Source organism: Deinococcus sedimenti (genome assembly GCF_014648135.1).
GTDB lineage: Bacteria > Deinococcota > Deinococci > Deinococcales > Deinococcaceae > Deinococcus > Deinococcus sedimenti.
Map to the genome: position 1 here is coordinate 1 of NZ_BMQN01000004.1, position 24,108 is coordinate 24,108.

The 24,108-nt window shown below is 71.1% G+C and carries 28 protein-coding genes, 1 tRNA gene and 1 riboswitch; of the genes, 11 read left to right on the forward strand and 18 right to left on the reverse strand.

Annotated features, from left to right (window positions below):
* On the forward strand, positions 1 to 525 hold a 525-nt coding region (locus IEY69_RS21735; protein ID WP_229783857.1), incomplete at its 5' end, for a hypothetical protein.
* Here the strand turns inward: IEY69_RS21735 and IEY69_RS10560 are convergent.
* Entirely contained in the window at positions 513 to 1,268 is a 756-nt protein-coding gene (locus IEY69_RS10560) for an SDR family oxidoreductase (RefSeq protein WP_189073135.1), read from the reverse strand. The two genes, IEY69_RS21735 and IEY69_RS10560, sit on opposite strands and share 13 nt — an antisense overlap.
* Positions 1,269 to 1,431: 163 nt before the next feature.
* Positions 1,432 to 1,620, forward strand: a riboswitch (FMN riboswitch).
* Between the two features lie 97 nt (positions 1,621 to 1,717).
* On the opposite strand from IEY69_RS10560, the gene ribD reads away from it, so the two are divergent.
* The 4 genes from ribD (at position 1,718) to ribH (ending at position 5,323) form a co-directional block, all read left to right on the forward strand.
* On the forward strand, positions 1,718 to 2,758 hold the full coding sequence (gene ribD / locus IEY69_RS10565) for a bifunctional diaminohydroxyphosphoribosylaminopyrimidine deaminase/5-amino-6-(5-phosphoribosylamino)uracil reductase RibD (RefSeq protein WP_189073136.1): 1,041 nt from the start codon (positions 1,718 to 1,720) through the stop codon (positions 2,756 to 2,758).
* 59 nt (positions 2,759 to 2,817) lie between these two features.
* Positions 2,818 to 3,474, forward strand: coding sequence for a riboflavin synthase (locus tag IEY69_RS10570; protein ID WP_189073137.1), 657 nt, complete (start codon positions 2,818 to 2,820; stop codon positions 3,472 to 3,474).
* A complete protein-coding gene (locus IEY69_RS10575) occupies positions 3,471 to 4,676 on the forward strand; it encodes a bifunctional 3,4-dihydroxy-2-butanone-4-phosphate synthase/GTP cyclohydrolase II (RefSeq protein ID WP_189073138.1) in 1,206 nt (401 codons plus the stop codon). The genes IEY69_RS10570 and IEY69_RS10575 overlap by 4 nt, the downstream gene beginning before the upstream one ends.
* 182 nt (positions 4,677 to 4,858) lie before the next feature.
* Positions 4,859 to 5,323 (forward strand): 6,7-dimethyl-8-ribityllumazine synthase, encoded by a 465-nt coding sequence (gene ribH / locus IEY69_RS10580; protein WP_155298909.1) that lies wholly within the window; start codon positions 4,859 to 4,861, stop codon positions 5,321 to 5,323.
* A gap of 109 nt (positions 5,324 to 5,432) precedes the next feature.
* Here ribH and IEY69_RS10585 read toward each other — a convergent pair whose 3' ends face one another.
* Both IEY69_RS10585 and IEY69_RS10590 read right to left on the reverse strand, forming a co-directional pair.
* Positions 5,433 to 6,068, reverse strand: coding sequence for a creatininase family protein (locus IEY69_RS10585; RefSeq protein ID WP_229783858.1), 636 nt, complete (start codon positions 6,066 to 6,068; stop codon positions 5,433 to 5,435).
* Between the two features lie 92 nt (positions 6,069 to 6,160).
* Positions 6,161 to 7,384, reverse strand: coding sequence for a hypothetical protein (locus tag IEY69_RS10590; RefSeq protein WP_189073140.1), 1,224 nt, complete (start codon positions 7,382 to 7,384; stop codon positions 6,161 to 6,163).
* Between the two features lie 124 nt (positions 7,385 to 7,508).
* On the opposite strand from IEY69_RS10590, the gene IEY69_RS10595 reads away from it, so the two are divergent.
* Positions 7,509 to 8,768, forward strand: a complete 1,260-nt coding sequence (locus IEY69_RS10595; RefSeq protein ID WP_189073141.1) for an aminotransferase class V-fold PLP-dependent enzyme — start codon at positions 7,509 to 7,511, stop codon at positions 8,766 to 8,768.
* Between the two features lie 68 nt (positions 8,769 to 8,836).
* Here the strand turns inward: IEY69_RS10595 and IEY69_RS21740 are convergent, their stop codons facing one another.
* From IEY69_RS21740 to IEY69_RS10635, 8 genes are read right to left on the reverse strand one after another with little or no spacing between them, the layout of a single operon-like run.
* Positions 8,837 to 9,757 (reverse strand): TM2 domain-containing protein, encoded by a 921-nt coding sequence (locus IEY69_RS21740; RefSeq protein WP_229783859.1) that lies wholly within the window; start codon positions 9,755 to 9,757, stop codon positions 8,837 to 8,839.
* Positions 9,758 to 9,776: 19 nt separating this feature from the next.
* On the reverse strand, positions 9,777 to 10,568 hold the full coding sequence (locus IEY69_RS10605; RefSeq protein ID WP_189073142.1) for a class I SAM-dependent methyltransferase: 792 nt from the start codon (positions 10,566 to 10,568) through the stop codon (positions 9,777 to 9,779).
* Positions 10,565 to 11,575 carry an AAA family ATPase gene (locus IEY69_RS10610; RefSeq protein ID WP_229783860.1) on the reverse strand — a complete coding sequence of 337 codons (1,011 nt, stop codon included), beginning with the start codon at positions 11,573 to 11,575 and terminating at the stop codon, positions 10,565 to 10,567. Before IEY69_RS10610 ends, IEY69_RS10605 begins: the two co-directional genes overlap by 4 nt.
* Complete coding sequence (locus tag IEY69_RS10615; protein WP_229783861.1) at positions 11,568 to 12,158, reverse strand: nicotinamide mononucleotide transporter family protein; 591 nt, start codon at positions 12,156 to 12,158, stop codon at positions 11,568 to 11,570. The genes IEY69_RS10610 and IEY69_RS10615 overlap by 8 nt, the downstream gene beginning before the upstream one ends.
* Positions 12,155 to 12,601, reverse strand: a complete 447-nt coding sequence (gene ybiA, locus IEY69_RS10620; RefSeq protein ID WP_189073143.1) for a riboflavin biosynthesis intermediates N-glycosidase — start codon at positions 12,599 to 12,601, stop codon at positions 12,155 to 12,157. The genes IEY69_RS10615 and ybiA overlap by 4 nt, the downstream gene beginning before the upstream one ends.
* A complete protein-coding gene (locus tag IEY69_RS10625; protein ID WP_189073144.1) occupies positions 12,598 to 13,191 on the reverse strand; it encodes a hypothetical protein in 594 nt (197 codons plus the stop codon). Before IEY69_RS10625 ends, ybiA begins: the two co-directional genes overlap by 4 nt.
* Before the next feature lie 27 nt (positions 13,192 to 13,218).
* Complete coding sequence (locus IEY69_RS10630; protein ID WP_229783862.1) at positions 13,219 to 13,692, reverse strand: hypothetical protein; 474 nt, start codon at positions 13,690 to 13,692, stop codon at positions 13,219 to 13,221.
* A complete protein-coding gene (locus IEY69_RS10635) occupies positions 13,689 to 14,249 on the reverse strand; it encodes a hypothetical protein (RefSeq protein ID WP_189073145.1) in 561 nt (186 codons plus the stop codon). Before IEY69_RS10635 ends, IEY69_RS10630 begins: the two co-directional genes overlap by 4 nt.
* A gap of 49 nt (positions 14,250 to 14,298) precedes the next feature.
* Between IEY69_RS10635 and IEY69_RS10640 the strand changes: the two genes are divergently transcribed.
* Complete coding sequence (locus tag IEY69_RS10640) at positions 14,299 to 14,748, forward strand: GNAT family N-acetyltransferase (protein WP_189073146.1); 450 nt, start codon at positions 14,299 to 14,301, stop codon at positions 14,746 to 14,748.
* Between the two features lie 37 nt (positions 14,749 to 14,785).
* On the opposite strand, the gene IEY69_RS10645 is transcribed toward IEY69_RS10640, so the two are convergent.
* A tRNA-Thr gene (locus IEY69_RS10645) sits at positions 14,786 to 14,860 on the reverse strand.
* A gap of 107 nt (positions 14,861 to 14,967) precedes the next feature.
* Here IEY69_RS10645 and bshB1 point away from each other — a divergent pair.
* Positions 14,968 to 15,696: a bacillithiol biosynthesis deacetylase BshB1 gene (bshB1, locus tag IEY69_RS10650; protein ID WP_046843431.1), complete on the forward strand. Its 729-nt coding sequence runs from the start codon at positions 14,968 to 14,970 to the stop codon at positions 15,694 to 15,696.
* Positions 15,697 to 15,706: 10 nt separating this feature from the next.
* Here bshB1 and IEY69_RS10655 read toward each other — a convergent pair whose 3' ends face one another.
* On the reverse strand, positions 15,707 to 16,705 hold the full coding sequence (locus tag IEY69_RS10655; protein WP_189073147.1) for a ParA family protein: 999 nt from the start codon (positions 16,703 to 16,705) through the stop codon (positions 15,707 to 15,709).
* Positions 16,705 to 17,160 (reverse strand): peroxiredoxin, encoded by a 456-nt coding sequence (locus tag IEY69_RS10660; protein ID WP_189073148.1) that lies wholly within the window; start codon positions 17,158 to 17,160, stop codon positions 16,705 to 16,707. The genes IEY69_RS10655 and IEY69_RS10660 overlap by 1 nt, the downstream gene beginning before the upstream one ends.
* 190 nt (positions 17,161 to 17,350) lie before the next feature.
* On the opposite strand from IEY69_RS10660, the gene IEY69_RS10665 reads away from it, so the two are divergent.
* The 3 genes from IEY69_RS10665 to IEY69_RS10675 all read left to right on the forward strand — a co-directional run bounded on the left by IEY69_RS10665 (position 17,351) and on the right by IEY69_RS10675 (position 20,867).
* A complete protein-coding gene (locus tag IEY69_RS10665; protein WP_189073149.1) occupies positions 17,351 to 18,445 on the forward strand; it encodes an acyl-ACP desaturase in 1,095 nt (364 codons plus the stop codon).
* Positions 18,446 to 18,573: 128 nt separating this feature from the next.
* Entirely contained in the window at positions 18,574 to 19,488 is a 915-nt protein-coding gene (locus tag IEY69_RS10670; protein ID WP_189073150.1) for a polysaccharide deacetylase family protein, read from the forward strand.
* The gene (locus IEY69_RS10675; protein ID WP_189073151.1) at positions 19,485 to 20,867 is read left to right on the forward strand and encodes an MFS transporter; all 1,383 of its coding nucleotides are present in this window, start codon (positions 19,485 to 19,487) and stop codon (positions 20,865 to 20,867) included. The genes IEY69_RS10670 and IEY69_RS10675 overlap by 4 nt, the downstream gene beginning before the upstream one ends.
* 40 nt (positions 20,868 to 20,907) lie before the next feature.
* Here IEY69_RS10675 and prmC read toward each other — a convergent pair whose 3' ends face one another.
* Genes prmC through IEY69_RS10695 form a run of 4 tightly spaced genes read right to left on the reverse strand, consistent with a single transcriptional unit; the run spans position 20,908 to position 24,053 of the window.
* Positions 20,908 to 21,747, reverse strand: coding sequence for a peptide chain release factor N(5)-glutamine methyltransferase (gene prmC / locus IEY69_RS10680; RefSeq protein ID WP_189073152.1), 840 nt, complete (start codon positions 21,745 to 21,747; stop codon positions 20,908 to 20,910).
* 3 nt (positions 21,748 to 21,750) lie between these two features.
* Positions 21,751 to 22,332 (reverse strand): Jag family protein, encoded by a 582-nt coding sequence (locus tag IEY69_RS10685; RefSeq protein ID WP_189073153.1) that lies wholly within the window; start codon positions 22,330 to 22,332, stop codon positions 21,751 to 21,753.
* Between the two features lie 43 nt (positions 22,333 to 22,375).
* Complete coding sequence (locus IEY69_RS10690) at positions 22,376 to 22,861, reverse strand: low molecular weight protein-tyrosine-phosphatase (protein ID WP_189073154.1); 486 nt, start codon at positions 22,859 to 22,861, stop codon at positions 22,376 to 22,378.
* Positions 22,854 to 24,053 (reverse strand): DUF418 domain-containing protein, encoded by a 1,200-nt coding sequence (locus tag IEY69_RS10695; protein ID WP_189073155.1) that lies wholly within the window; start codon positions 24,051 to 24,053, stop codon positions 22,854 to 22,856. The genes IEY69_RS10690 and IEY69_RS10695 overlap by 8 nt, the downstream gene beginning before the upstream one ends.
* Positions 24,054 to 24,108: the final 55 nt, after the last annotated feature.

Sequence of the window (24,108 nt, forward strand, 5' to 3'; positions counted from 1 at the left end):
GGCCAAGACATCGAAGATCTCGTTTTCGCTGTACTGCTTGTGTTTCATGACCCCTCCCTGGAGACAATCTTGTCTCATTCGGAGTGGGCCGACCAATTGGGGTCACGTCACACCGACCTGACGAAACAGCAACTGATCCGCTCGCCGGGCTTTGAGGTCCTGCATCCTACGGGCACGTTGCGGGTGGATACCTTCCGCGTCGTATTGAAACGGACGGGTTGGCACGTCACTCATCAGCCGAGACGCTGGATCGGCATGGGTGAAGCGGACCCGTTCACCCTGCGTAAGAAGTCACTGGAACTGAATTTCATCTGTGATCAGCGGTATCACCGCTTCGTCCGGTACCGCTGGCTGGCGGAAGGACCGTCGCCCGATCTGGAGGGTGCGACCTGGGCCGACCTCGACCGTCGGGGGCGGCTGCTGATCGCCCGCGCCGGACGCGTGTTCATCTGGCGCGGGGGGCAGGAGGCGGAACTGGCGGACCTGAACGCCGACCAGCCGCCCCGCCCGGCTCAGCCTGCGTAGGGGTTGGGGCGCGCGGCCTCCTGCGCGAGCCACTGCGCCCAGGTGCGGCCCACGCCGCTCAGGTCGGGTCGGGTGAGGGGCGTGAAGCGCCGCGCGGCGGGAATGGGCAGGACGCGGGTGCGTGCGCCGGTCGCGTCGGCCCAGGTGCGGGCCAGTTCCGGCAGTGGGATGACCTGCGGGCCGACGATGTCCGGCGCGCGGCCCTGCGGGGCACCCAGCGCGACCTGGGCGATCTGCGCGGCGGCGGCGTGGACATCCACCGGCTGAAGGGGCAGGCCCGGCAGGGGCAGCAGCGGCGCGCGGGTCAGGCGCGACAGCATGAACGCCACGAATTCATGGAACTGCGTGGCGCGCACCACCGTGCACGGCACGCCGCCCGCCGCGACCAGCGCCTCGGTCTGGGTCTTGGCGCGGTAGTACGGGAACGCCCGCACCTGATCACAGCCCACGATGCTGACGTACACGACGTGCCGCACGCCCGCCTCCCGCGCCGCCGCGAGGAGCACGCCGGTCATCTCGACGTCCGCCTGGGGCCGCGACGGCTGGCTGGCCGCGTGAATGACGGTGTCCACGCCGCGCAGCGCGTCCGCGAGGCCCGCGCCGGAGTGCAGGTCACCCTGCCGAAACGCGGGGCGTGGGTCGGCGTGGCGTGACAGGACGCGCACGTCCGCGCGGCCCTCCAGGGCGGGCAGCAGGGCTCGGCCCAGTACGCCGGTCCCTCCGGTCAGGAGCATGGTCTTCATGGGGTGGCCTCCAGCAAGGCGGGAAGGGGAGAGGGGGGGAAACTGCTGCCCTCAGCAGACGTCATAGCGCGTGGCGGATTGTCCCCCGCCGGGTGTCTGATTGCCCCCACAGTCCTGGGGCAGGAGGGTGCTACGTTCAGGGTGGCCCGCTTCCGGGCGGGCCGACTTCCTTCGGGGTGGAGTGGAATTCCCTACCGGCGGTGATGGCGTGAGCCTCAGCCCGCGAAGCCTGTGCAGATTGCACCACGCGCAGGCCCGATCCCGTGTAAATCGGGGGCCGACGGTGTTATGGCGCGCAGAGACGCTTTCGGCGTTTGCGCGGCCCATTCAGTCCGGATGAGAGAAGGAGGAACGTTGCCTGCCACCCCGGCAGGCGGCGACAGACCATGTATGAAGTGAATGCTCCACCCGCAGGGGTGGCGGCGGCACTGCCCGTAGACGAGCGGTTCATGACGCTCGCGCTTGAGCAGGCTGCCAGAGGACTGGGCCGCACTGCGCCGAATCCCCCCGTGGGCTGCGTGATCGTGCAAGGCAATGAATTGGTGGGGCGAGGCTTCCACCCCAGGGCCGGTGAGCCGCACGCGGAGGTGTTCGCCCTGCGGGATGCGGGCGAGCGGGCGCGCGGCGGGACAGCGTACGTGACGCTGGAACCGTGCAGTCATCACGGGCGGACGCCGCCCTGCGCGGACGCGCTGATCGCGGCGGGCGTGCGTCGGGTGGTCGTGGCGGCGCTGGACCCGAACCCGCTGGTGGCGGGGCGCGGCGTGCAGAGGCTCCGGGATGCCGGGATCGAGGTCACGGTGGGCGTCCTTGAATCCGAGGCGGTGCGGCAGCAGGCGGGGTTCCGCAGCCTGATCGTGCGGGGCCGCCCGTGGGTGGTAGCGAAGTACGCCATGACCCTGGATGGCAAGGTGGCCGCACCAAGGGAGGGGAACGGAGTTGTGAGTGGCCTCAAGGCCCGTGCCCTTGCGATGCGCTGGCGTGACGAACTGGACGCCATTGCGGTCGGCAGCGGCACGCTGGAACTGGACGACCCGGCCCTGACGACACGCGGCGTGCCGGGGGGCCGGGACCCGCGCCCCGTGGTGTTCGACCGCCGCGCGGCGAGTGACCCGCGGGCCCGCGCGTGGCGCGACGGCGCGGTCCTCGTGACCGCCCCGGACGCCGATGCGGCCGCCCACGAGGCTGCCGGGATCACCGTCCAGCGCGCCGGGTCGCTCCCGGACGCTCTGAGCGGACTGGCGGGCCTGGGCCTCGGCAGCGTGCTGCTCGAAGGTGGCCCGACCCTCCTGAGCGCCTTCTTCGCGCAGGGGCTGGTGGACGAGGTGCGAGTCTTTCTGTCCCCGAAACTCCTCGGCGCGGGCCTGAGCCCCGTGACCGGCCCCGCGCGCCCCATGCACGCGGCGCAGGCGTTGCGAGACGTGACGGTCGAAACCCTCGGCCCGGATGTCCTGATCACCGGCCTGCTGCACGACATCCCGCGCGTCTGAGCCTTCCTTCCCAGCGGAGGAGGGCCGACCGCGCTCCTGCCTCCACCCGAGGTCAAAGCATGTTTACTGGAATCATCGAACAGGTGGGCGTCATCGCCCGCACCAGCGAGAACGAGGGGAACCTGACCGTCACCATTCAGCCCGCGCGCATGTGGGCGGATGTGGAACTGGGCGAGAGCATAGCCGTGAACGGCACCTGCCTGACCGTGACCACCTGGGACGCGGCGGGCTTCACCGTGGACCTCAGCCGCGAGACGCTCGCCAAGACCGCCCCGCACTGGCGGGAGGGCGTGAAGGTGAATCTGGAGCGCGCCATGACCGCCCAGGCGCGTTTCGGCGGGCACGTGGTGAGTGGGCACGTGGACGGCGTGGGCACGGTCCTGCGCGTGGACGCCCAGCCCGGCGCGTACACCATGACGGTGCGCGCCGCGCCGCACCTCGCCCGGTACCTCGTGCCGAAGGGGAGCGTCACCGTGGACGGCGTGAGCCTGACCGTCGTGGATGCCGGTGGCCCGGCGGGCAGCCGCGCGGACCTGCGCCCGGACGAGTTCACGCTGTGGCTCGTGCCGCACACGCTGGAGGTCACCACCCTGCACACCTGGGCGGCCGGGACGAAGGTGAATCTGGAGGCCGACCAGATGGCCAAGTACGTCGAGCGGCTGATCCTGATGCGCGACTGGACGCCCGAACAGGCGGAACAGGAGGTGGGCGTATGACGCTGGCCTCCATCCCGGAACTGCTCGCGGAACTGCGGGCCGGGCGGCCCGTGATCCTCGTGGACGACGAGAACCGCGAGAACGAGGGCGACCTGCTGATGCCCGCCGCCACGGCGACGCCCGAGTGGGTGAACTTCATGGCGCGCGAGGGACGCGGCCTGATCTGCGTGACCCTCACGCCCGAGCGGGCGCGCACGCTGGACCTGACACCCATGGTGGGCAGCAGCACCGACCCGAACGGCACGGCGTTCACCGTCAGCGTGGACCACGTCAGCAACAGCACCGGCATCAGCGCCTTCGACCGCGCCGCGACCATCGCCGCCCTGATGGACGACGCGGCGAAACCCGCCGATTTCCGCCGCCCCGGCCACATCTTCCCGCTCGTCGCGCGGCCCGGCGGGGTGCTGCGCCGCGCCGGACACACCGAGGCCGGCTGCGACCTCGCCCGGCTGGCCGGCTTCCCACCCGCCGGCGTGATCTGCGAGATCATGGGCGACGACGGCGAGATGAGCCGCCTCCCGGACCTCCTCGCGTTCGGCGAACGGCACGGGCTGAAGGTCGGCAGCATCGAGGCCCTCATCGCCTACCGCCTGGAACACGACCCCTTCGTGCAACTCGTCGCCGAAGCGAAGTTGCCCACCGAGTACGGCGAGTTCCGCCTCGTCGGCTTCGAGGACACCCTCAGCGGCGCGGAACACGTCGCGCTCGTCATGGGCGACGTCACCCCCGAGCCCCTCCTCGTGCGCGTGCACAGCGAATGCCTCACCGGGGACGGCTTCCACAGCCTGCGCTGCGACTGCGGCCCGCAACGCGACGCCGCCATGCAGGCCATCGCCACCGAAGGACGCGGCGTCCTCGTGTACCTCCGGCAGGAAGGGCGCGGCATCGGTCTGCTGAACAAGATCCGCGCCTACCACCTTCAGGACGGTGGCGCGGACACCGTCGAGGCGAACCTGCAACTGGGTTTTCCCGCCGACGCCCGCGACTTCGGCATCGGCGCGCAGATGCTCCACCTGCTCGGCGCGCGACAACTGCGCGTCCTGACGAACAACCCCCGCAAACTGCACAGTCTGGGCGGTTTCGGCCTGGAAGTCGTCGAACGCGTCCCCCTGCACGTCGGCCACAACGAACACAACACCGCCTACCTCAACACCAAGGCCGCCAAACTCGGCCACATCGGCACCGACGGCAGCGGCGACTGAGAACCCCTCAGTCCGCTGCGCGGCCAGCTCCCCTCAAAGGGGAGCCAAGGACAAAACCATGCCTCCCCTTGACTCGCAGAGCCCGCAGGGAGGGGAGGTGCCCCGCAGGGGCGGACTCGCAGAGCGCGAAGCGAGGGGTTCGCCCGCAGCTTCACCGCCCATCACCCATAAGGAGACCCACCATGAACCGAATCGAAGCCAATCTGCTCGCCACCGACCTGAAGTTCGCTGTTGTCAGTACCCGCTGGAATCATCTGATCGTGGACCGTCTGGTGGAGGGGGCGGAGCTGGCGTTCGTGCAGCACGGTGGGAAGACGGAGAACCTGGATCATTTCCTCGCGCCGGGGAGTTACGAGGTGCCGCTGATCGCGCGGAAGCTGGCGGAGTCCGGGAAGTATGACGCGGTGGTGTGCCTGGGGGCCGTCATCAAGGGCGATACGGATCACTACGATTTCGTGGCGGGCGGCGCGGCGAACGGCATCCTGAACACCAGCCTGCACACGGGCGTGCCGGTGGCGTTCGGCGTGCTGACGACCGACACGGTCGAGCAGGCCCTGAACCGCGCGGGGATCAAGGCCGGGAACAAGGGCGCCGAGGCTGTGCTGGCGATGATCGAGACGGTGAACCTGTTGAAGCAGATCGGGTAAACGGGCAGTACGGTGCGGGGCGCGGGTGGGGGAGACTCCGGCCCGCGCCCCGTGCCCGTCAGGCCCAGCCGCTGTCCAGCAGCGCGCGGGTCTCGGCGACGGCTTCCTGCTAGATGAGCTGCATCTCGCGGTCCGGGCGGCGGTGCAGGCCGCCGTAATTCCCGTGGCCGAGCACCTCGCGCACCCTCGCGGGGGGCAGCTGGCGCAGCGCGGCGACGTCCACCATGGGTTTGCGCTCCTCGGGGGCCGCGACGCCGTCCAGGCGGGTCCAGGGGAAGTTCTCCATCCAGCTGGCGTGGCTGGCCAGTGGGTCCACGCGCTGCACGGCGGCCCAGGTGCGGGGGGCGTTCCACCAGTTGTGCCACTGCACGCGCGCGTCCGGGTGGCGGGCCAGCCACTCGCCCAGCCAGCCCTGCCCCGGCGTGTTCCCGCCGTGCCCGTTCACGATCAGGATGCGCCGGAAGCCCTGGGCGTGCAGGCCGCTTAGCAGGTCGTCCAGCAGATTCAGGTACGTGCTCACGCGCAGGCTGAGCGTGCCGGGGTACGCCGCGAACGTCGGCGTGATGCCGTACGGCAGGGCGGGGAAGACCGGGACGCCGCTGCCGTCGGCGGCCTCGCGCGCGATGCGTTCGGCCAGCAGCGTGTCCGTCGCGAGGCTGAGGGTCGCGTGCTGCTCGGTGCAGCCCAGCGGGAGGACGCAGCGGTCCTCGCGGGTCAGCAGGTCCTCGACCATGCCCCAGTTCATGTCCCGAATGTGCATGGGTCACGCTAGCGCACCCGGCTGAACCGACGGACGCACCCGCGCTGATCAGCGGGTGCGTCCGTCAGGGGTGAGGGTCAGTTGGGCAGGAGGGTGCCGAGGTCCTTCAGCGCGCCGGGCAGGGTCTTCTCGACCAGTTTACCGTCGCGGACGTACTTCACGGTCACCTGATCGCCGGGCACGAGGTCCAGGTCGTTCCCGTCGGCGATGGAGCCGCTGGCGGTGAGCATGTTCTGCCCGTTGTACGCCACGGAGGCGTTCAGGGTGCCGCTGACGTTCCTGAAGAAGTTCTCCTTCTTCAGTTCGGCGTCGCTGATGATGACGTTCTTCACGTCACGCAGGTACACGGCGCTGGCGACCTTGTGGCTGGGCAGGTTCAGGTCGGCTTTCAGGGTCGCGCCGCTGGGCGTGAAGGTCAGGGTGTCCGTGCAGCGGTTCGCGGTGGTGCCGTCCAGGCTGAGGTCCACGCTGACGCTACCCGCGTTCTTCGTGGTGGTGTGCTGGGCGTTGGCGGTCAGTTTCAGGCCCTGAGCGCCCCAGCTGTACTCCAGGTTCATGCTCAGCGGCGCGTTCGTCTGACGGCCTGCCCAGGCGTTCAGCTTCAGCGCGTCGGGGCCGAAGGTGTTCAGGCAGCCGCCGGGCGTCATGCTGAACGTCGCCCCGGCGCGGGCCGTGCCCTTCTCGCTGATGGTGCCGCTGGCGTTGGTGGGCAGCTCGGTCTGCACGGGCACCCAGGTGTTCTTCACATAGTCGTAGCGCGTGCCGTTGTCCACCCAGACGGTCGGGGCGCCGTTCACGCGCCACTTCGCCTCAACGCGCAGCCCGGTGGCCTCGTCGATCAGCACCCGGCCGTCAGTGGGGGTCGTGGACTCACTGACGGTACCGTCGGCCTTGAGACTTATCGTCCCGGTGGGCAGGGGTTCGCGGATGCCCACCACGATGCTCTGGCTGCTCAGCTTGCTGCGGCCGGTCACGCGGTCCAGCAGCTGACGGCCGATCTGCGTGGGGCGGTCCAGACTGAGGCTCATGGGGCCACTGGTCGGCATGAACAGTCTCATCAGGCTTTTCAGGTCGGGATCCAGGTCCGGGTTGGCGGGGTCGGTCAGGGTCTCAAACTGCATTGCGGCACGTTCGGCTGTGGTCGCCACGTCCTTGAGGTCGAGGCTCTGGCCGACGACAGGCGGAGCGGGAGTGGTGGTGGCCGGATCGGCGGGTTTGGGTTCAACTTTGGGCGTGTCCTGTTTCTGGCACGCGGCGAGCAGCAGGGTGGTGACGGTCAGCAGGGCAACGGTACGATTCACAGAGATACCTTAGGGAACGTTCATGCATCTGTCGTCCACAGGTGACGTACCACCCCTGTGGGGGTATCCGGGCGGGTCGGACATGCCCCGGGCAGGCGGGGTCGGCGGGGCGTAGCGTGGGACCATGAGCGACGCGCCCGCAGACACCACGCACCCCGAGGGGTGGACGTACGAGACGACCGCCGTGCACAGCAGCATTCCCCGGGGGCTGGGACAGACCATCGGCTTCCCGATCCACGCGGCGGCCGCGTTCCAGTTCGACACGCTGGAGGAAGCGCAACTGGAATTCCAGCAGAACACCGGCCTGAGTTACGCCCGCCTGCAGAACCCGACGGTGCGCGCCCTGGAGGACCGCATCACGACCCTGGAGGGCGGCGCGGCGACGGTGGCGGTGGCGAGCGGGCAGGCGGCGACCCTCACGGCGATCCTCAGCGTGTGCCGCGCGGGGGATCACGTGGTGTCGGCCAGCAGCCTGTTCGGCGGGACGACCGGGATGCTCAGCAACATCCTGCCGCTGATGGGCATCACGGCGACGCTGGTGGACAACACTCCGGACGCCGTGCGGGCCGCGATGCAGGCGAACACGCGGCTGGTGTGGGCCGAGATGATCAGCAATCCCGCCGGCGACATCGCGGACATCCGCGCCTTCGCGGATATCGCCCACGAGCACGGGGCGCTGCTGGCGATCGACAACACCTGCGGCGGCGTCGGCTTCCTGTGCCGCCCGCTGGAGCACGGCGCGGACATCGTCAGCCAGTCCCTGACCAAATGGGCTGGGGGGCACGGCAGCGTCCTGGGCGGCGCCGTCACGGTCGGCACCGGGCACGACCTGACCCGCAACCCCATCTACACGGACGGCGGCGAGCAGAGCATCCTCCGCGTGCGGGGCGACGCGGCCCTCGCGTGGCGGCAGCGCTGGTTCGGCGCGCACCAGCTGGGCATGACCCTCGCCCCGCACAGCGCGTTCCTGATCGCCCAGGGCCTCGAAACGCTCGCGCTGCGACTGGAACGCGAGAGCGCCACCGCCCTCGCCCTGGCCGCGTGGCTGGACGCACACCCGAAGGTCGGGAAGGTCAGCTACCCCGGCCTGAGCAGCCACCCGCACCACCACCTCGCCCAGACGTACCTGCGCGGCGGTCAGGGCGCCGTCCTCACGTTCGAGGTGCCGGACCCCAGCGCGTTCCTGTCCCGCGTGCGCGTCCTGCGCATCGCCCCGAACCTCGGGGACGTCCGCACGCTCGTCGTGCACCCCTGGACCACCACGCACGGCCGCGTGCCCGAACCCGCCCGCCACGCCGCCGGCGTCACGCCCACCACCATCCGCATGAGCGTCGGTGTGGAAGCCCTGCGCGACCTCCAGGCCGACATCGAACAGGCGTTGTAGCGTCGAAAGTTGATGGTTGATGGAAGGGGCTCCCCTCTATCAACCATCAACTTTCAACCTTCCACCAATTACAGCCAGGCTTTCTTGCCGGTGATGTACTCGCGCTGGAAGTCCGCGTCGCTCTTAGTGAAGTAGATGATGCCCTCGACGAGGCCGAGCAGACTGACGAGCATCGGGACCAGGAAGAACACGGCGCCCACGATGATGAACGACCCGATGATGCCCAGGATCCACCCGCCGATGGTCGCGGCGAGCATGATCACGCCGGGCGTGGTGTTGCCCAGGTAGAACTTGTGCACGCCCAGGCTGCCCAGGAAGATCGCCAGGAGGCCCGCGATGAGTTTCTTCTGCGCCACGTCGCTGCTCTGGACGCCCTGCGTGAACTGGTTGATGGCCTGCCGCGCCTGCCGTTCCAGATCATCGAAGTTCCCACTCTGACTGGGCGCGTGGTGCATCGGCGCAGGCCCCTGCGGAATGCTGGGGTTCTTCGCGCCGCCCGTGGCGCGCGCCACCCAGTCGTCGTCCGCCGTGGGGCGGGGCGGGGGCACGACCGTCGGGGCGACCGGGGCGGGCGGCACGTGATGCGCGGGCTGCGGCTGGGGCTGCGGGGTGTGCGCGGCGCTGCTCCCGGCGGCCTGATCCACCCAGGATGGCGCGGCAGGGCTGGGCGGCGTGCTGGAGGTGCCCGCCGCGGCGTCCACCCACGACGGGGCGGGCGTGGGGTGAGCGGGCCGGGCGGGTGGGGTGGCCTGACCCGACCCGGCCACCTCGTCCACCCAGGAGGGCGCCGCGGCGCGCGGGGTGGCGTCCGGGATGCGCAGGTCGTCCGCCCCGGCAGGCTTCGGGGCAGAGTGATGGGCAGCAGTCTGGCTGGGGGCCGGGCTGGCGCTGGACCCTCCGAGGACCTCGTCCACCCAGGACGGCGCGTTGCTGGAGGCGTCGGGTTGCTTGTCGTCCGGGTTGGTCATGCCCCACAGTACGCGATTCATGAAGGAGCCGTTTCATCCGTCAAACGGTGGCGACGTGCCCGGACGCGACGATCACCGGCAGGGGCACCACCAGCGGGCCCGCCTGGAACAGCGGCGCCAGTTCGGCGCGGTGCGCGGCCTCCAGCGCCGCGACCTCCTGCGGCGGCAGGGACGCCAGGGGCTGCCCCTCCAGCCCCGCGCGGATGTCCGCCCAGCGCGCCCTGACGTCCGGTAGGGTGTACGTCAGCGGGTGCAGATGTGCCTGCACGTCGGTCAGTCCTGCCGCGCGCAGCACGTCCGCCAGGGCCTCCGGTGTGGGCAGGCGACCCAGCGGCGGCGCGCCCGGCTTCAGGCCCACCCCCGACAGGCGCGCCCGCCACAGGCCCGGCAGCGGCCCCAGCAGGCCCGTCCCGAACGACGACACCACCACCCGCCCGCCTGGGCGCACCACCCGCGCCCACTCGCGCACTCCGCCCGGCATGTCCGGCAGGAAGAACACGCCCGCCGCGCACACCGCCACGTCGAACGCGCCGTCCGGGAACGGCAGCGCTGCCGCGTCGCTGCGCACGAACTCTGCGCCCGGCACCCGCGCGCGTGCCTGCGCCAGCATGCCCGCCGACACGTCCATCCCCACCACGCGGCCCGCGCGGCCCACGACCTCCGCCGCCACCGCGCCCGTGCCGGTCATGACGTCCAGCACCGCCTCGCCCAGCTGTACGCCCGCCGCGTCCGCCACGAAGCGGGCTGCCTGCGCCAGGAAGCCCACCGCGTCATACCGCTCCGCCACGGCGTCGAACAGCGCCTCGTTCGCGCGCACGCGGTCCCCCGTCACGCGCCCTCCAGCACGGCGCGCACCTGCGCCACCCGCTCCGCGACCGACCCGCGCAGCAGCGTGAACGGCACGCCCCGCGCCTCCAGATCCTGCCGGATGAACGCCTGCTGCACGGCCCGCACCTCCGTGTTCGCCCGCCAGCCGTCCTGCTCGTGCGGCAGGTCCGTGCCGCACACGAAAGCATGCGCGTAGCGCGAGCGGCACTCGTCGGCCAGCGCCCGCAACTCCGGCCGCGCCCCGCCCGTCAGGAGGTGCGACCACATCAGGGTCGTGGCGGCGTCCGTGTCGCTGAACACCCACCGGTGCACGCCCGGCGAGGTGATCGCCTCGTCCTCCAGCGCCCGGTGCCCCCGCGCGATCTCCAGAAAGTGCGCCGCAGACAGCGCGCCGTTCTCGCGCTCGTACACGTCCCGGCCGTACTCGCGCACCCAGGCCGTCCCGAACGCCTCACCCAGCGCGCGGGTCAGGGTGCTCTTGCCGGTGCTCTCCGCACCCAGGATCACCACGCGCCGCACGAACTGCGCGTACACCAGCGGCTCCAGAAACCCCCGCAGACCGTGCACGTCCGCGCGCAGCGCCGACCCGCTGACCGGCACCGCCGCCCGCGCCCGGTCCACACACACGTGCGCCGCGCCCAGCGACGCCGCGAACGCCTCCCCGTAGTCCTCCGACGTGAACACCACGTCGGGCCGCACGCCCCAGCCGTCCAGCACGCCCCGCACGTACGCGTGGTGAACGGCGTCCGGCTCGCCGTTCAGGGGCGGATTCGGCGCGTCCGGCAGCAGGTCCAGCCCCGGAAAGAGCCGCGCCGGGTACAGCGACCGGACCCAGCCCCGCCGCAACGGACCGGGCATATCCGGAAAGTCCGGGCGGGAATACACCCACACGCTCACCCGCTCGCAGCGGGACAGCGCCTCATCCAGCACCCTCATGTGCCCCCGATGCAGCGGCGCGAACTTCCCCACCACCAGCCCATGCCGGAAGCGCCGACCCGCGACGTCAGGCAACCGCGACCTCCCGCGCCTCGTCCCGCCGCCACTCGCGCCAGCCGTACACGCTCATGGCCGCCAGCACGAACTGCAAGGCGAACAGCACCCAGTACCCCGCATGCCAGAAGAACACCGCCTGCACCGCGTTCACCGCGATCCACACCGGCCACGACCACGCCCAGCGGCGCGTCGTCCCGAAATTCGCCACCAGCGACAGCGTCACCGCCGCGAACTGCACCCAGTTCCACGCCGCACCGAAATCCGTCACCGCCACCGTGTACGCGAAGATCAGCAGGCTCGCCACCCACGTCACCCCGTACCACAGCGGCTCGTTGAAACGGATCTCCCCCTGCGCCCGCCGGGCCTCCAGATGCCACAGGTACAACCCGTGAATGCCGAACAGCAGGTACGTGACCTGCAACCCCGCCAGCATCCACTGCCCGCCACTGAGGAACAACAGGAAGTACGGCAGCAGCGACAGGTTCGACCAGTGCCAGTACACCGCCCGCTTCGACCACAGGAAATACAGGCTGACCAGCACGCACACCCCGCCCGACAGGTCCAGCAGCAGCGGCGGCACGTTCAGACCGAACAGATTCACGTGTCCTCCCGGAGCGCGGCGCGCAGCTCCATGAGCAGTTCCCCCAGGCGGTTGCGGCCCGAACCGTCCCCACCATCCGCCCAGTACGAGTCGTTGCGGGTGTGCTCGATCAGCGTGGCGTCCACCGTGTCCAGCAGCCGCTGACGCAACGCCGGATGCTGCGTGAACTTCGCCCGGAGCGCGGCGCGCATCACGTCATCCTTCACGGCCTCCCAGTCTTCACGTAGCGGCAGGTCACGCCGCCGACCGAAACGCGCCGCGAGCATCGGCGTCACCTGCGCCCGCACCTCCTCGGCGTGCGGAGTGCCCACAAATTTCTGCGCCTGAAAGTAATGCTCACTGGTCGGCCAGACCACGCCGTCCAGCTCGAAGGCGTGCCGACTGAAATTGCTGAACTCCCCGAACGGCCGATCCGTCTCGTAGAACAGGATCTCCCCGCTCACGTGTCGATCCTCAGGGTCGCCACGCCCGCCCACGCACCGCCCGGCAGGCGCGCCACGTCGATCAGGAGCAGCGCCACGCGGCCCGCCGTGACCGTCACCAGTCGCCCGTCCGCGCCCGACGCGAACAGCGCCGCCGCCGCGCGGATCGCCTCCGGCTCACCCGGCGCGTAGAGGTCCGCCGCGTTCCCCTCGGCCTCCCGCCTCGACAGGCGCTCCGCGAGCCGGAAGGCGGACGGCACGACCTCCACATCGACCTCCCCGGTCGGCAGCGGCAGCAGCCCCAGCCAGTCCACCCGCGCCAGTTCCTCCGGCGTGAACGCGCGCGGCAGCACGAACGGCACGAACGGTGCGTCCGTGTCACTCGACTCGGTCAGGCCCCCCAGCGCCGAGACCAGCGAGGCCGCGAACGCCAGGCCCTCCTGCACGCCCGCCCCGTCCACCGGCTGCCCCGGCTGCCCTTCCCACCCGAACACCCCGTCCGGCGACAGGCGACCCGCCACGACCACTGGCGACACCGACCCGTCCGCCCGGTACGCCACCAGCCGCTCCAGCTGCACCCGCCCATTCAGATCCCCGCCCGGTTCCGTCATGCGGACACTCTGCCGCCTGCGCCCCTCTCAGTCCAGCGGAAGATGCGTGACGGGATCAATCCGCCCCGTGAAGTCCGACCCGGCGAAGTGTGCCACCACGCGGATCGGTCCCACGATGGCCGCGTTGAAGGCCTCCAGCTCCTCGGCGGGCACCCACAGTTCCTGATGCCGGTCCTGCGCGCCCACCACCTGAATCGCGTAGCGGGTCACTACGTCCGCGCGCACGCCGAACTCGGTCACGAAACCCACGGGCGGCGTGTTCCGGCGCGCATTCCAGTCCCGCGCGATCTCCTCGGCGTACGGGCGGTTCAGCACCGGGTAGAAGATCGGCTGATCCGGCAGGCGGGGCGGCCACGCCCGCCAGCCCGACGCGGCCACCAGCCGCAGCTCATGCAGCCCCGTGGGCCGCCACAGGGTCACCACCTCGCCCACCGGCGGCCACGGCACCGTCCGCTCCGCGTTCTGCGGGAACAGCACGTCCAGCCAGTCCCCGCCCGTCACGCGCCCCCCCACAGACCGCACAGGGTCGCCACGCCGCGCGCCAGGGGCGTCAGCATCCACACCCGCTCCGGGGTGCCCAGACCATCCGGGCGGTCCTCGCGGGTCAGCAGGCCCAGCCCCGCCAGCCCCGCCAGCGCCCCCTCGAACTCCAGCCGCGACCATCCCAGCGGCACGCTGCCGCGCACGGGCAGCGCATCCGCGAACGGTTCGATGGGATCGAGCAGGTCGAACACCTCGCCCAGCGCGTCCATCTCCCGCGCGGACAGGTTCTCCACGATCCGCAGGGCCTGGAAGCGGTCCGGGGTGGGGGAGGGGTGGAGCAGCGCGCAGCGCGCCAGCGCCCGCGCGATCAGCATCAGCTTCCCGTCGGACTCCGCGATCTCCGCCGCGCGGTTCGCCTGCACCACGTTCGCCCGGAACGCCGCCGACCGCACGTACGCCACGTCCAACCGAGCCGCATCCAGTCCCGCCAGGGCGTCCGCCAGCACTGGCGACAGTCGCGCCGACACCGGCACGTCCAGCCCGCCCAGCACCGCCAATCCCACACCTTCCCGCATCCGCCCACTCTACGGCCCCACCGCGGCGGCGCGTGCCACACTGACCCGCATGCCCACCCTGCGCCCCTACCAGCCCGGCGACCGGGCCGCGTGCCTGCACCTCTTCGACGCGAACACCCCCCGCTTCTTCCTGCCGGAAGAACGCCCCGACTTCGAGGGGTGGCTGGACGGCCAGGAAGGCCCCGCCGAGTACCTCGTCATGGAAGACGAGGGCGACATCATCGCCTGCGGCGGCCTGTGGTTCAGCCCGGACCCCACCCGCCCCGCCGGATTCGCGTGGGGCATGGTCCACCCCGCCCGGCAACGGCAGGGCCACGGCCGCACCCTCGCCCAGGCCCGCCTGGACCGCCTGCGCGCCCTGGGCATCCCGCACGCCACGCTGGACACCAGCCAGCACACCGCGCCGTTCTACGCCCGCCTGGGCTTCCGCGAGGTGAAGCGCACCCCCGACGGCTACGGCCCCGGCCTGCACCGCGTCGACATGGTGGCCGACCTGTAAACGAAAAAACCCCCGCTGAACGCGGAGGCTTTTCACCTGGAGCCAGAGGTCGGATTTGAACCGACGACCTACTGATTACGAATCAGTTGCTCTACCCCTGAGCTACACTGGCGGACTACGGGTCGGGGCTTCCGGTGGGAAGCTCAAAAAGTATAGGGAGGGGGGCGGGGGGTGTCAAGGCGCGCGGGCCGGGTGGGGCGGGGGCCTATGCTGCGTGCCATGAGTGACGCGCTGACGGTGTTCGAGACGATTCATGGGCGGGTGCAGCCGCTGGAGTGGCTGGTGCTGGCCCCGCACCCGGATGACGCGGAGATCGGTGCGGGCGGCACCCTGATCCGGCTGGCGCGGGCGGGCCGCGCGGTGGGCATCCTGGAACTGTCGCGCGGGGAGCGGGGCACGCAGGGTTCGCCGGAGGTGCGCGTGGCGGAGTGCGCGCGGGCGGCCGGGATCATGGGGCTGGCGTGGCGCGGGCAGCTGGGCCTGCCGGACGGGGAGTTGCGGGACACGCTGGAGGGCGCGCACGCCCTGGCAGCGGTGCTGCGCGCGGTGCGGCCCCGGGTGCTGGTCGTTCCGCACCACCGGGATCGGCACCCGGATCATTTCGGGTCGTACCACCTGAGCAAGCGCGCGGTGCACCTGGCGCAGCTGGCGAAGGCGGACCTGCCGGGCGACCCGCACCGAGTGGGGCGGGTGCTGCTGTACCAGGGGAACGCGGACATCACCCCGAACGTGCTGATCGACGTGGCGGACGTGCAGGACGTGTGGGCGGCGTCGGTGCTGGCGCACGAGAGTCAGTTCTCCGGCGCGGCCATCTCGGAGACGGTCACGCCGGAGATCGTGGAGCGCCGCCGCGCCCGCATGACGTACTGGGGCACCATGGCCCGCGTCCGCTACGCCGAGGCCTTCGAGGCGGAGGATGCCCTGCTGGTCGACCCGCTGACGCTGTAGGTCGGGCTGCTCAGCGGTTGCTCATGTCCTGCGCCCACTGGCTGAAGGGGCTGGGGGTGCGGGGCTGGCCGCTCAGGAGGTCCTCGATCTCGTCGGCGAGGTCCAGGCCGTACTTGTACGCGCCCTGCCCGGCGACGACGCCGCCGCCGTACTTCTCGCGGTAGTTGGCGGGGGTGCGGTCGCTGGTCATGGCCTCGGCGCTGGCGTTCGTCTGCGGGAGGACGGTGGTGAGGATGGGCGGCGTGCCTTCGCCGGTGGCGTCGAAGGCGCGTTTCAGGTCCTCCGGGAGGCGCTGGAGGCCCTGGCGGTGCTGGGCGCTCTGACTCTGGTACTTGGTGATCAGGACGCCCAGGCAGCGCAGCCGCAGGTCGCGGGCACGGCGGATCTGCGCGATGCGCGTGGCGATCTGCGGGATGCCGTAGGTGCTCAGGCGGTCGGGAATGGTGGGGATCAGGTAGTGGTCGCTGACTTCCAGGCCGTTCTGCGTGACGAAGCCCAGGTTGGGCGGGCAGTCGATCAGGACGTAGTCGTACGAGCTGAAGGCCGGCGCGACGAACTTCTTCACGGCTTCCATGGGGCCGACCGAGTAGTGGGAGCGGCCCGCGATGTCCTGCATGCGGTCCTGCACGTCGATCAACCGGATGGAGCTGGGCAGGAGGTCCACCCGGCCGTACCGCGTGCCTTCGGGCAGCTGGTCGATCATCTCGGGCGGGACGCGGTTGAGGTTGCTGACGCCCCGCAGGATGGCGCGCGTGGCGTCGAAGGTGAAGGTGCCGTCGCCGCGCAGCAGGTCCAGGAACAGGTGCGCGAGGGTCTGCCCGGCCTCGTCCGCCTGCTCCCAGCGCTGCTCGCCGATCAGTGCGAGGGTGGCGTTCGTCTGCGGGTCCAGGTCGAGGACCAGCACGCGTTTCTGCTTCATGAACGCCAGCGTGTCGGCCAGCTGGACGGTCGCGGTGGTCTTCGCGACGCCGCCCTTGAGGTTGATGAAACTCAGGACGTGCGGGGCCATCAGAGTTCGCGGATCTTCGCCAAGACCGCCTCGGGGCGCACGGTGTAGTCCCCGGTCTTCTCCTCGACGTGCTGGTAGCGCACCACGCCCTTCCGGTCAATCAGGAACACGGCGCGGCCGCTGATGCCGCGGTCGTCGATGGCGACGCCGTACTGGCGGGCCACGTCGAGTTTCATGTCGGCCAGCAGCGGCACCTCGATGCCGTACTCGGCTGCCCAGGCCTTGTGCGCGTGCACGCTGTCGCGGTTCACGCCCAGCACGACGGCGCCCGCGTCCGCGAAGTCGTCCTGACGGCCGCTGTACTCGGGCAGTTGCATGGAGCACACCGGGCTGAAGTCCAGCGGGTAGAACACCAGCACGACGTGCTGCTGGTCGCGGTAGCTGCTCAGGGTGATCTGCTCGCCGGTGGAGGCAGGCAGGGTGAAATCGGGCGCGGGCTGTCCGACGAGGCTCATGCCCGGCAGTGTACCGGGCGCGCCCCGGCACGCGCGGCGCAGCCCGACACGGTTTCTCATGTTGAACCGAGTCCCGTGATGCGCCTGCCGGGCCAGGGACGGGCGTAGCCTGACCGGGTACCGTCCCCGCCGTCTGCCCCGCGCAGCTTCCCACGCGGGAGGTCGGCGCGCCATCCGAGGAGGAAAACCCATGGCCGATGTGATGCCCCCCAACATGCTCAACGAGCGCCCCCGCACCCCCGCCGGGCTGCTCAGCAACCGCGAGAAAGACCGCCTGATCGAACGCGGCTTCCTGGGCCTGTACCGCTGGTACACCGCCCGTAGCCAGGAGACCCGCAACTGGAACCCGGACCGCAGCTTCGACTGGCGCAGCCTGAACAAGAACCTGCCGCCCGAGGTCATCACGGTCCTCGAAGGTTTCTTCGCCGTCGAGCAGTACGCGCCGGACTTCACGAGCAACCTCGTGCACCTCGTGCGTCGCAGCCACGGCCGCTCCCACTTCCAGCTCCGCTGGGGCAGCGAGGAGGAGAAACACGCCGACGCCTGGGAGAACGCCGTGCTGTTCAGCGGCCAGCGCAGCCCGCAGTGGGTCGAGGAATACAAGGACCGCCTGAAATCCCAGACGTGGGAACTGCCGTTCCCGGACGCGATCCACAACCTCGTGTACACCGTGTTCCAGGAGCGCGCCACGCAGCTGAACTACCTGAACATGATGAAGATCGCGCAGGGCAAGAGCGACAAACCGCACCTGAAGGGTGTGTCCGACCCGGTGCTGGCGAAGGTCGCGCAGACCATCGCGGTGGACGAGGCGGCGCACTACAACTTCTTCCTGGAAGGCGTGCGCATGTACCTGTACTACTACCCCGAGCAGACCCTGAGCGCGATCAGGAACGTGATCACGCAGTTCAGCATGCCCGCCGCGCAGCTCGTCCCGAACTGGGAGCACTTCTTCGAGACGGTGTACCGCGCCGGAATCTACGGCCCGCGCGACTTCCAGCGTGACGTGATGCAGGTCGCCTTCCGGAACCTCGGCATCGAGAGCCGCAAGGCGCTCGAAGAAGGCATCCGCCGGACGCGCGAGGTGCCGGACTTCGACGGTGGGAACTTCAAGACGACCGCCATCTGGGACACCTTCGACTACGGCGCCGTCGAGGGCGACGTGCGCCGCCTGCACGTCAAGATCCAGGAGTACGAGAAGGAGATCGGCTTCGACGCGATCGACCCGACCGAGTTCATCGAGAACCCCGAGGTGCCCCGCGAAGGCCCCAGCGCCGCCGACGACTGAACCGAACGAGTGGCAACGGTCGCCCGCCCCCTGATCCGGGGCGGGTTTTTCGTCCCGCGCGCCGCGGCGGCGTGGCATGCTGGACGTCACTCCCCCCGCAAGACATCTCACCCCGCAAGGAGACCGGCATGACCACCCCCACCTTCAACCCTGCCCTGGCCGCCCTGGGGTTCAGTCCCGGCGACCGGGTCGTGATCTTCCACGCCGACGACCTGGGCATGTGCGAGGCGACCGTCAGCGGCTGCGCCGACCTGTTCCGCGCCGGGACGCTGGGCAGCGCGTCCGTGATGATGCCCTGCGCGTGGGCGCCGGCCGCCGCGACGCTGGCCCGCGACCTGCCCGGCGCGGACCTGGGCGTGCATCTGACCCTGAACAGCGAGTGGCGCGCCTACCGCTGGGCGCCCGTCAGCACCCGCGACCCCGCCAGCGGCCTGACCGACGAGCAGGGTTTCATGCACGCCAGCGTCGAGGCGGTCCGCACGAACGCCGACCCGGCCGCCGCCCGCGCGGAACTGGACGCGCAGGTGAGCCGCGCCCTGGATTGGGGGATCGAGGTGTCGCACGTGGACGCGCACATGGGCGCCGTCGCGCACCCCAAGTTCCTGGAGGCCTGCCTGGACGCCGCCCTGCCGCGCGGCATCGTGCCCATGCTGCCCCGCCTCGACGAGGACGGCTGGCACTCGCACGGCCTGAGCCGCGCCGAGGCCGCGCCGATGGCCGCCGTGACGCGCGCGCTGGAGGCGCGGGGCGTGCCGCTCGTGGATCACCTCGTCATGCTGCCCCTGCACGTCGGCGGGGACCACCTGCCCCTGATCGAGGAGCTGTTGGCGTCCCTCCCGGCGGGCCTGACGCACTTCATCCTGCACCCCGCGCGCGACACGCCGGAACTGCGCGCCATCTGCGGCGACTGGGCGGGCCGCGTCGCGAACCACGCGGCGTTCCTCTCACCGGATTTCGCGGGCATGCTCGCGCGCAGCGGCGTGAAGACTACCACGTACCGCGCGCTGCAACGACCCCTGCAGGGCCGCCGGGAGACCGCATGACCACCACCAACACCCAGGCCGTCGCGCCCACCGCCGACCTGACCCCCGACACCACCGCCACGCAGCGCTGGCGGTACGCCGGCATGAACTTCGGGCTGACCATCCCCGCGCAGACCACCAGCTTCCTGCTGCTGTACTACGTGGACCACCTGAAACTGAACCCGACCTGGGCCGCGACCGCCATGACGATCTTCGCGCTGTACAACGCCGCGAACAACCCCCTGATCGGCTTCCTGAGCGACCGCACCCGTACCCGCTGGGGCCGCCGCATTCCGTACGTGCGCTTCGGGGCGCTGCCCGCCCTGATCCTGTTCGGGCTGCTGTTCAGCGCGCCCTTCAACGGCACCGATCAGCCGGTGGCGCTCATGACGTACTTCGTGGTCATGTTCGTGCTGTGGGAGGGCGCGTCCACCGCCGTCGGCACCGGCTACCTGGCGCTGCTGCCCGAGATGTTCCGCACGTTCCAGGAACGAACCGCCGTCGCGTGGCGCATGAACGCCGTGCAGATCGTCGCGCTGCTCGTCGGGCTGGCCCTGCCGCCCCTGCTGGCCGGGATGCTCGGCTGGACGGTCATGGCCTGGGTGTTCGCCGCGGTGTCCGCCGTCGCCATCTACGCGGGCGTGGGCAGCCTGTTCGAACGTCCGAACAGCCGGGAACGCGAACTGGGGTTCTTCACGGCCCTGCGCGCCACGTTCACGCACCGCGCGTTCCTGATTCTCGTCACGGCGCTGACCATGCGCTTCTTCGCGACCGGCACCCTGGCCGCCGGGATGGGCTTCTACGTCCGCTACAGCCTGGGGATCGAGGGCGGCGCGGCCACGACCCTCCTGCTCGCCGGGGCGTTCGTGACCGCCGGACTGGCCCTGTACCCCTGGCGGACCTTCATCGCGCCGCGCCTCGGCCCGCGCGGCACGCTGATGCTGGCCTTCGGCCTGACCGCCGTCTCGCTCATTCCGCTGGCCCTCGTGAAGTCCCTGGCGGGCGCGGCCATGACCACCGTGCTGTTCGGCGCGGCCCTCGCGGGCCTGATCCTGATGGGCGACGTCGTCATGGCCGACGTGATCGACGACGACGAACTCCGCAGCGGCCAGCGCCGCGCCGGGATGTACTTCGGCATGGCGGGCTTCATCACGACCCTCAGCAGCGCCCTGACCGCGCAGGTGTTCGGCGCTGTCACCCGCGCCAGCGGCTACGACCCCAAACTGAGCGTGCAGCCCGACGCGGTCGCGGACGGCTTCCGCTTCTTCATGACCGTGCCGCCCATCACGGGCGCGCTGCTGGCCATGGCGATCCTCAGCTTCTACCCCCTGCACGGCGCGCGCCTGAACGCCGTGCGCGACGCCCTGGCACGGAAACGGGCGGTGAGCGCTGAGCGGTGAGGCGAGCCTGAGCTGAAGCATTCTGCCCAGAGCCCACAGCTCAGAGTCCCGCCCCCCACTGCGCGACCACGAAGCGTTCCCGGCCCGTCAGATCCGCCGCCGTGTCGGCCGTCCAGCCCTGGGCGCGCAGCTCGGCGGCGAAGGCCGGGGCGTTGCGCGGGTCGAGTTCCAGCAGCAGCCGCCCGCCCGGTACGAGGACACCGGTCGCCTGCGCCGCCAGCCGCCGCGCGAGATCTAGCCCGTCCGGGCCACCGTATAGCGCCAGTTCCGGGTCGTGGGTGACCTCCGGCTGCACGTCCTCGCGGTCCGCATCGGGAAGGTACGGGGGGTTGCTGACGATCAGGTCCAGCGGCCCGGTCACGCCCGTGAGCAGGTCCGCCTGCACCCACGTGACCTCCAGGCCGTTCAGCGCGGCGTTCTCGCGGGCCAGCGTCAGGGCCTCCGGGCTGAGGTCGGTCGCGGTGACCTGCGCGCCGCTGCGGGCGGCCTTCACGCCCAGCGCCAGCGCGCCCGTCCCGGTGCCCACGTCCAGCACGCGCGGGGCCGCCAGGGTCGAGAGGGCCTCCAGGGTCAGGTGCAGCAGCCACTCGGTCTCCGGGCGGGGCACCAGCGCGCGGGCGTCGCAGCGCAGCCGCACGCCGCCCCACGCCAACTCGCCCAGCAGGTACTGGAGGGGCACCCGCGCCGCCCGCCGCGCGATCAGCGCCTCGAAGCGCGCCTCATCCGCCGGGGCGACCTCTGACGCGGCGCGGGTCAGGAGGGACACGGGCGACAGCCCCAGCGCGTGCAGCATGAGCGCGCGGGCGTCCACCTCCGGGGAGGGGACGCCCGCCGCGCTCAGCCGCGCCGCGCCCCGCCGCAGCAGGTCACGCAGCGTCATGCTTCACCCGTGCCGGGGTTTGATGATCAGGCGGCGGGCGGCGCCCTCGCCGATGGATTCGCTCATAACGTCCGGGTGTTCCTTCAGCGCGATGTGGATCACGCGGCGTTCGGCAGGCGGCATGGGCTGCAGCTCGTGCGGTTCGCCGCTCTTGGCGACCTGCACCGCGAGCCGCTCGGCGAGTTTCGTCAGGGTGTCGGCCTGCCGCTTGCGGAAGCCGCCCACGTCCACGCGGACGCGCAGGTGCCCGCGGCCCTCCTGCTTGGCGAGAACCGTGTACGCCAGCACCTCGATGGCGCCCAGCGTGCGCCCGTCCCGCCCGGCGAGGCGCGCGGCGTGCTCACCGGTGATCTCGGCTTCCAGGGCGTCCTCCGCCTCGCGGACCGTCACGGACAGGCCCGGGTCGATGCGGGTCACGAGGCCCTGCAGGAAGCGTTCCAGCGCCGCGCGAGGGTCTTCCGGCGCGGCTTCCAGCGTGGGGGCGCTGGGGGTCGCGTCGGGAGCGGGCGGCGGCAGCTCGCTCTCGTCCGCGTCGCTGATGCCCAGCCCCGCGAGGTAGTCGTCCAGGTTCGTGCGGTTATCCATGCCCCGCAGTCTAGCGCGCGATTCTCACAGACCTCCCACCCGGTTACCCCCCCAGTTCCCCCGACGCCGCCCGCCGCGCGAACTCCCGCGCGCTGCGTTCCAGCATCTCGTACATCTGCGTGAAGCCGTCCGCACCGCCGTAGTACGGGTCCGGCACGTCCGCACCCGGCGCGAGCGGATCGAACGCCCGCATCAGCGTCAGGCGCGCCTCCGCATTCGGCGGACTCATGCGGCGCGCGTCATGCAGGTTCGAGGCGTCCATCGCCAGGATCACGTCCTGCTCGTAATAGTCCGCTGCGTCCAGCTGCCGCGCCCTTCCACCCAGGTTCAGGCCGTGCTGGGCCGCGACCTCCCGGCTGCGCGGGTCCGCCGGTTCACCCACATGCCACGCGCCCGTCCCCGCGCTGTCCACCACGGCCCGGACGCCCGCCGCGTCCAGTTCGCGGCGCAGCAGCGCCTCGGCCAGCGGACTGCGGCAGATGTTCCCCAGGCACAGCGCCAGCACCCGCAGCGGCTTCGAGTCAGTCATGCCCACGATTCTGCCGGGCCGCGCTCCCGTACGCCACCCAGCGCACCAGCGACTCCACCGGCCCCCGCCCGAAACGGGACAGCCACCACGCGCTCAGCGGCAACTGCGCCAGCCCCACCAGCAGCGACACCCCCAGACCCGCCGCCGCGCCCCAGCCGCCGCCCGTGCCCGGCCAGTTCCCCAGCCCCAGACCGTACGGGTAGAAGATCAGCGTCATGACCACGCTCTGCATGAGGTAGTTCGTCAGGGCCATCCGCCCGCTCGCCGCGAACAGCCGCCACGCGCCCAGCCGACCCGCCGCGGCCAGCAGGCCCAGCACGCCCACGTACCCCAACGCGCCCGCCAGCCCGCCCCCCATCCGCACCGGGAACGCCAGCGCACCCGCCGCGTAATCGGAACGGGTGTTCAGGTACGCCAGCAGCGCGCCCAGCGGCAGGCCCATACCCAGCCCGCCCACCGCCAGCCGCCGCAGCAGCGGTCGGTGCTCATCCGGGCGGGTCAGCAGCCCGGACTTCCTGGCAGCGGCGCCGAGGCAGAACAGCGCGACCAGCCACGGCCCGTTGAAGAGATTCCCCTCCCACAGCAGCGGCCAGAACTCCGCGGCGCGGGTCTGGACGTTCGCGGCGTACGTGGACAGCACATCCGGCAGGAACACGAAACGCACCTGATCCCCGGTGGTCACCACCGCCCCCAGCAGCCCCAGCCCCAGCCACCACGCGCCCAGCGCGCCCGACATGACTAGCAGCGCCCGCACCGACAGGTGCGCCACCAGCAGCAGCGCCAGCGCCAGCGTCGCGTAATTGCTGATGATGTCCCCGTGCCACACCAGCGCGTAATGCAGCGCCCCCACCGCCAGCAGCGCCGCGTGCCGCCGCAGGAACACCCCGGCGCCCCGCCGCGCCAGGATGCCCGCCGCGCCCCACCCGAACAGCATCGCGAAGATCGAGATGAACCGCCCGTTCGCCAGCACGTCCGTCACGACCTGCGCGGCGCGGTCCACGCCCACCTGCTGCCACTCCAGGAACCCCGCGAAATCCTGCATGTTCACGATCAGGATGCCCAGCAGCGCCACGCCGCGCAGCACGTCCGGCAGCAGCGCCCGGTCCCGCACCGGCCCGGTCTCGCGCGCTGGCTCCGGCGTGGACGGGGCCAGATCGGGCGGCAGGACAGGGGCAGGCTCGGGCGCGGTCATTCCCGGCAGGTTAGAGCATCTGCCAGAAAGATGTGTTCTTTATGGCCGAGCGGAG

Bases quoted from the DNA above. Each gene is read 5' to 3' on its own strand.
- IEY69_RS10685 (WP_189073153.1), bottom strand. From the start codon at position 22,332: ATGGATAACCGCACGAACCTGGACGACTACCTCGCGGGGCTGGGCATC.
- IEY69_RS10660 (WP_189073148.1), bottom strand. From the start codon at position 17,160: ATGAGCCTCGTCGGACAGCCCGCGCCCGATTTCACCCTGCCTGCCTCC.
- IEY69_RS21740 (WP_229783859.1), bottom strand. From the start codon at position 9,757: ATGAATCGCGTACTGTGGGGCATGACCAACCCGGACGACAAGCAACCC.
- IEY69_RS10675 (WP_189073151.1), top strand. From the start codon at position 19,485: ATGACCACCACCAACACCCAGGCCGTCGCGCCCACCGCCGACCTGACC.
- IEY69_RS10570 (WP_189073137.1), top strand. From the start codon at position 2,818: ATGTTTACTGGAATCATCGAACAGGTGGGCGTCATCGCCCGCACCAGC.
- prmC (WP_189073152.1), bottom strand. From the start codon at position 21,747: ATGACGCTGCGTGACCTGCTGCGGCGGGGCGCGGCGCGGCTGAGCGCG.
- IEY69_RS10695 (WP_189073155.1), bottom strand. From the start codon at position 24,053: ATGACCGCGCCCGAGCCTGCCCCTGTCCTGCCGCCCGATCTGGCCCCG.
- IEY69_RS10585 (WP_229783858.1), bottom strand. From the start codon at position 6,068: ATGAACTGGGGCATGGTCGAGGACCTGCTGACCCGCGAGGACCGCTGC.
- IEY69_RS10575 (WP_189073138.1), top strand. From the start codon at position 3,471: ATGACGCTGGCCTCCATCCCGGAACTGCTCGCGGAACTGCGGGCCGGG.
- IEY69_RS10625 (WP_189073144.1), bottom strand. From the start codon at position 13,191: ATGACGGAACCGGGCGGGGATCTGAATGGGCGGGTGCAGCTGGAGCGG.
- IEY69_RS10665 (WP_189073149.1), top strand. From the start codon at position 17,351: ATGGCCGATGTGATGCCCCCCAACATGCTCAACGAGCGCCCCCGCACC.
- IEY69_RS10670 (WP_189073150.1), top strand. From the start codon at position 18,574: ATGACCACCCCCACCTTCAACCCTGCCCTGGCCGCCCTGGGGTTCAGT.
- IEY69_RS10595 (WP_189073141.1), top strand. From the start codon at position 7,509: ATGAGCGACGCGCCCGCAGACACCACGCACCCCGAGGGGTGGACGTAC.
- bshB1 (WP_046843431.1), top strand. From the start codon at position 14,968: ATGAGTGACGCGCTGACGGTGTTCGAGACGATTCATGGGCGGGTGCAG.
- IEY69_RS10655 (WP_189073147.1), bottom strand. From the start codon at position 16,705: ATGGCCCCGCACGTCCTGAGTTTCATCAACCTCAAGGGCGGCGTCGCG.
- IEY69_RS10640 (WP_189073146.1), top strand. From the start codon at position 14,299: ATGCCCACCCTGCGCCCCTACCAGCCCGGCGACCGGGCCGCGTGCCTG.
- ribD (WP_189073136.1), top strand. From the start codon at position 1,718: ATGACGCTCGCGCTTGAGCAGGCTGCCAGAGGACTGGGCCGCACTGCG.
- IEY69_RS10690 (WP_189073154.1), bottom strand. From the start codon at position 22,861: ATGACTGACTCGAAGCCGCTGCGGGTGCTGGCGCTGTGCCTGGGGAAC.
- IEY69_RS10560 (WP_189073135.1), bottom strand. From the start codon at position 1,268: ATGAAGACCATGCTCCTGACCGGAGGGACCGGCGTACTGGGCCGAGCC.
- ribH (WP_155298909.1), top strand. From the start codon at position 4,859: ATGAACCGAATCGAAGCCAATCTGCTCGCCACCGACCTGAAGTTCGCT.
- IEY69_RS10635 (WP_189073145.1), bottom strand. From the start codon at position 14,249: ATGCGGGAAGGTGTGGGATTGGCGGTGCTGGGCGGGCTGGACGTGCCG.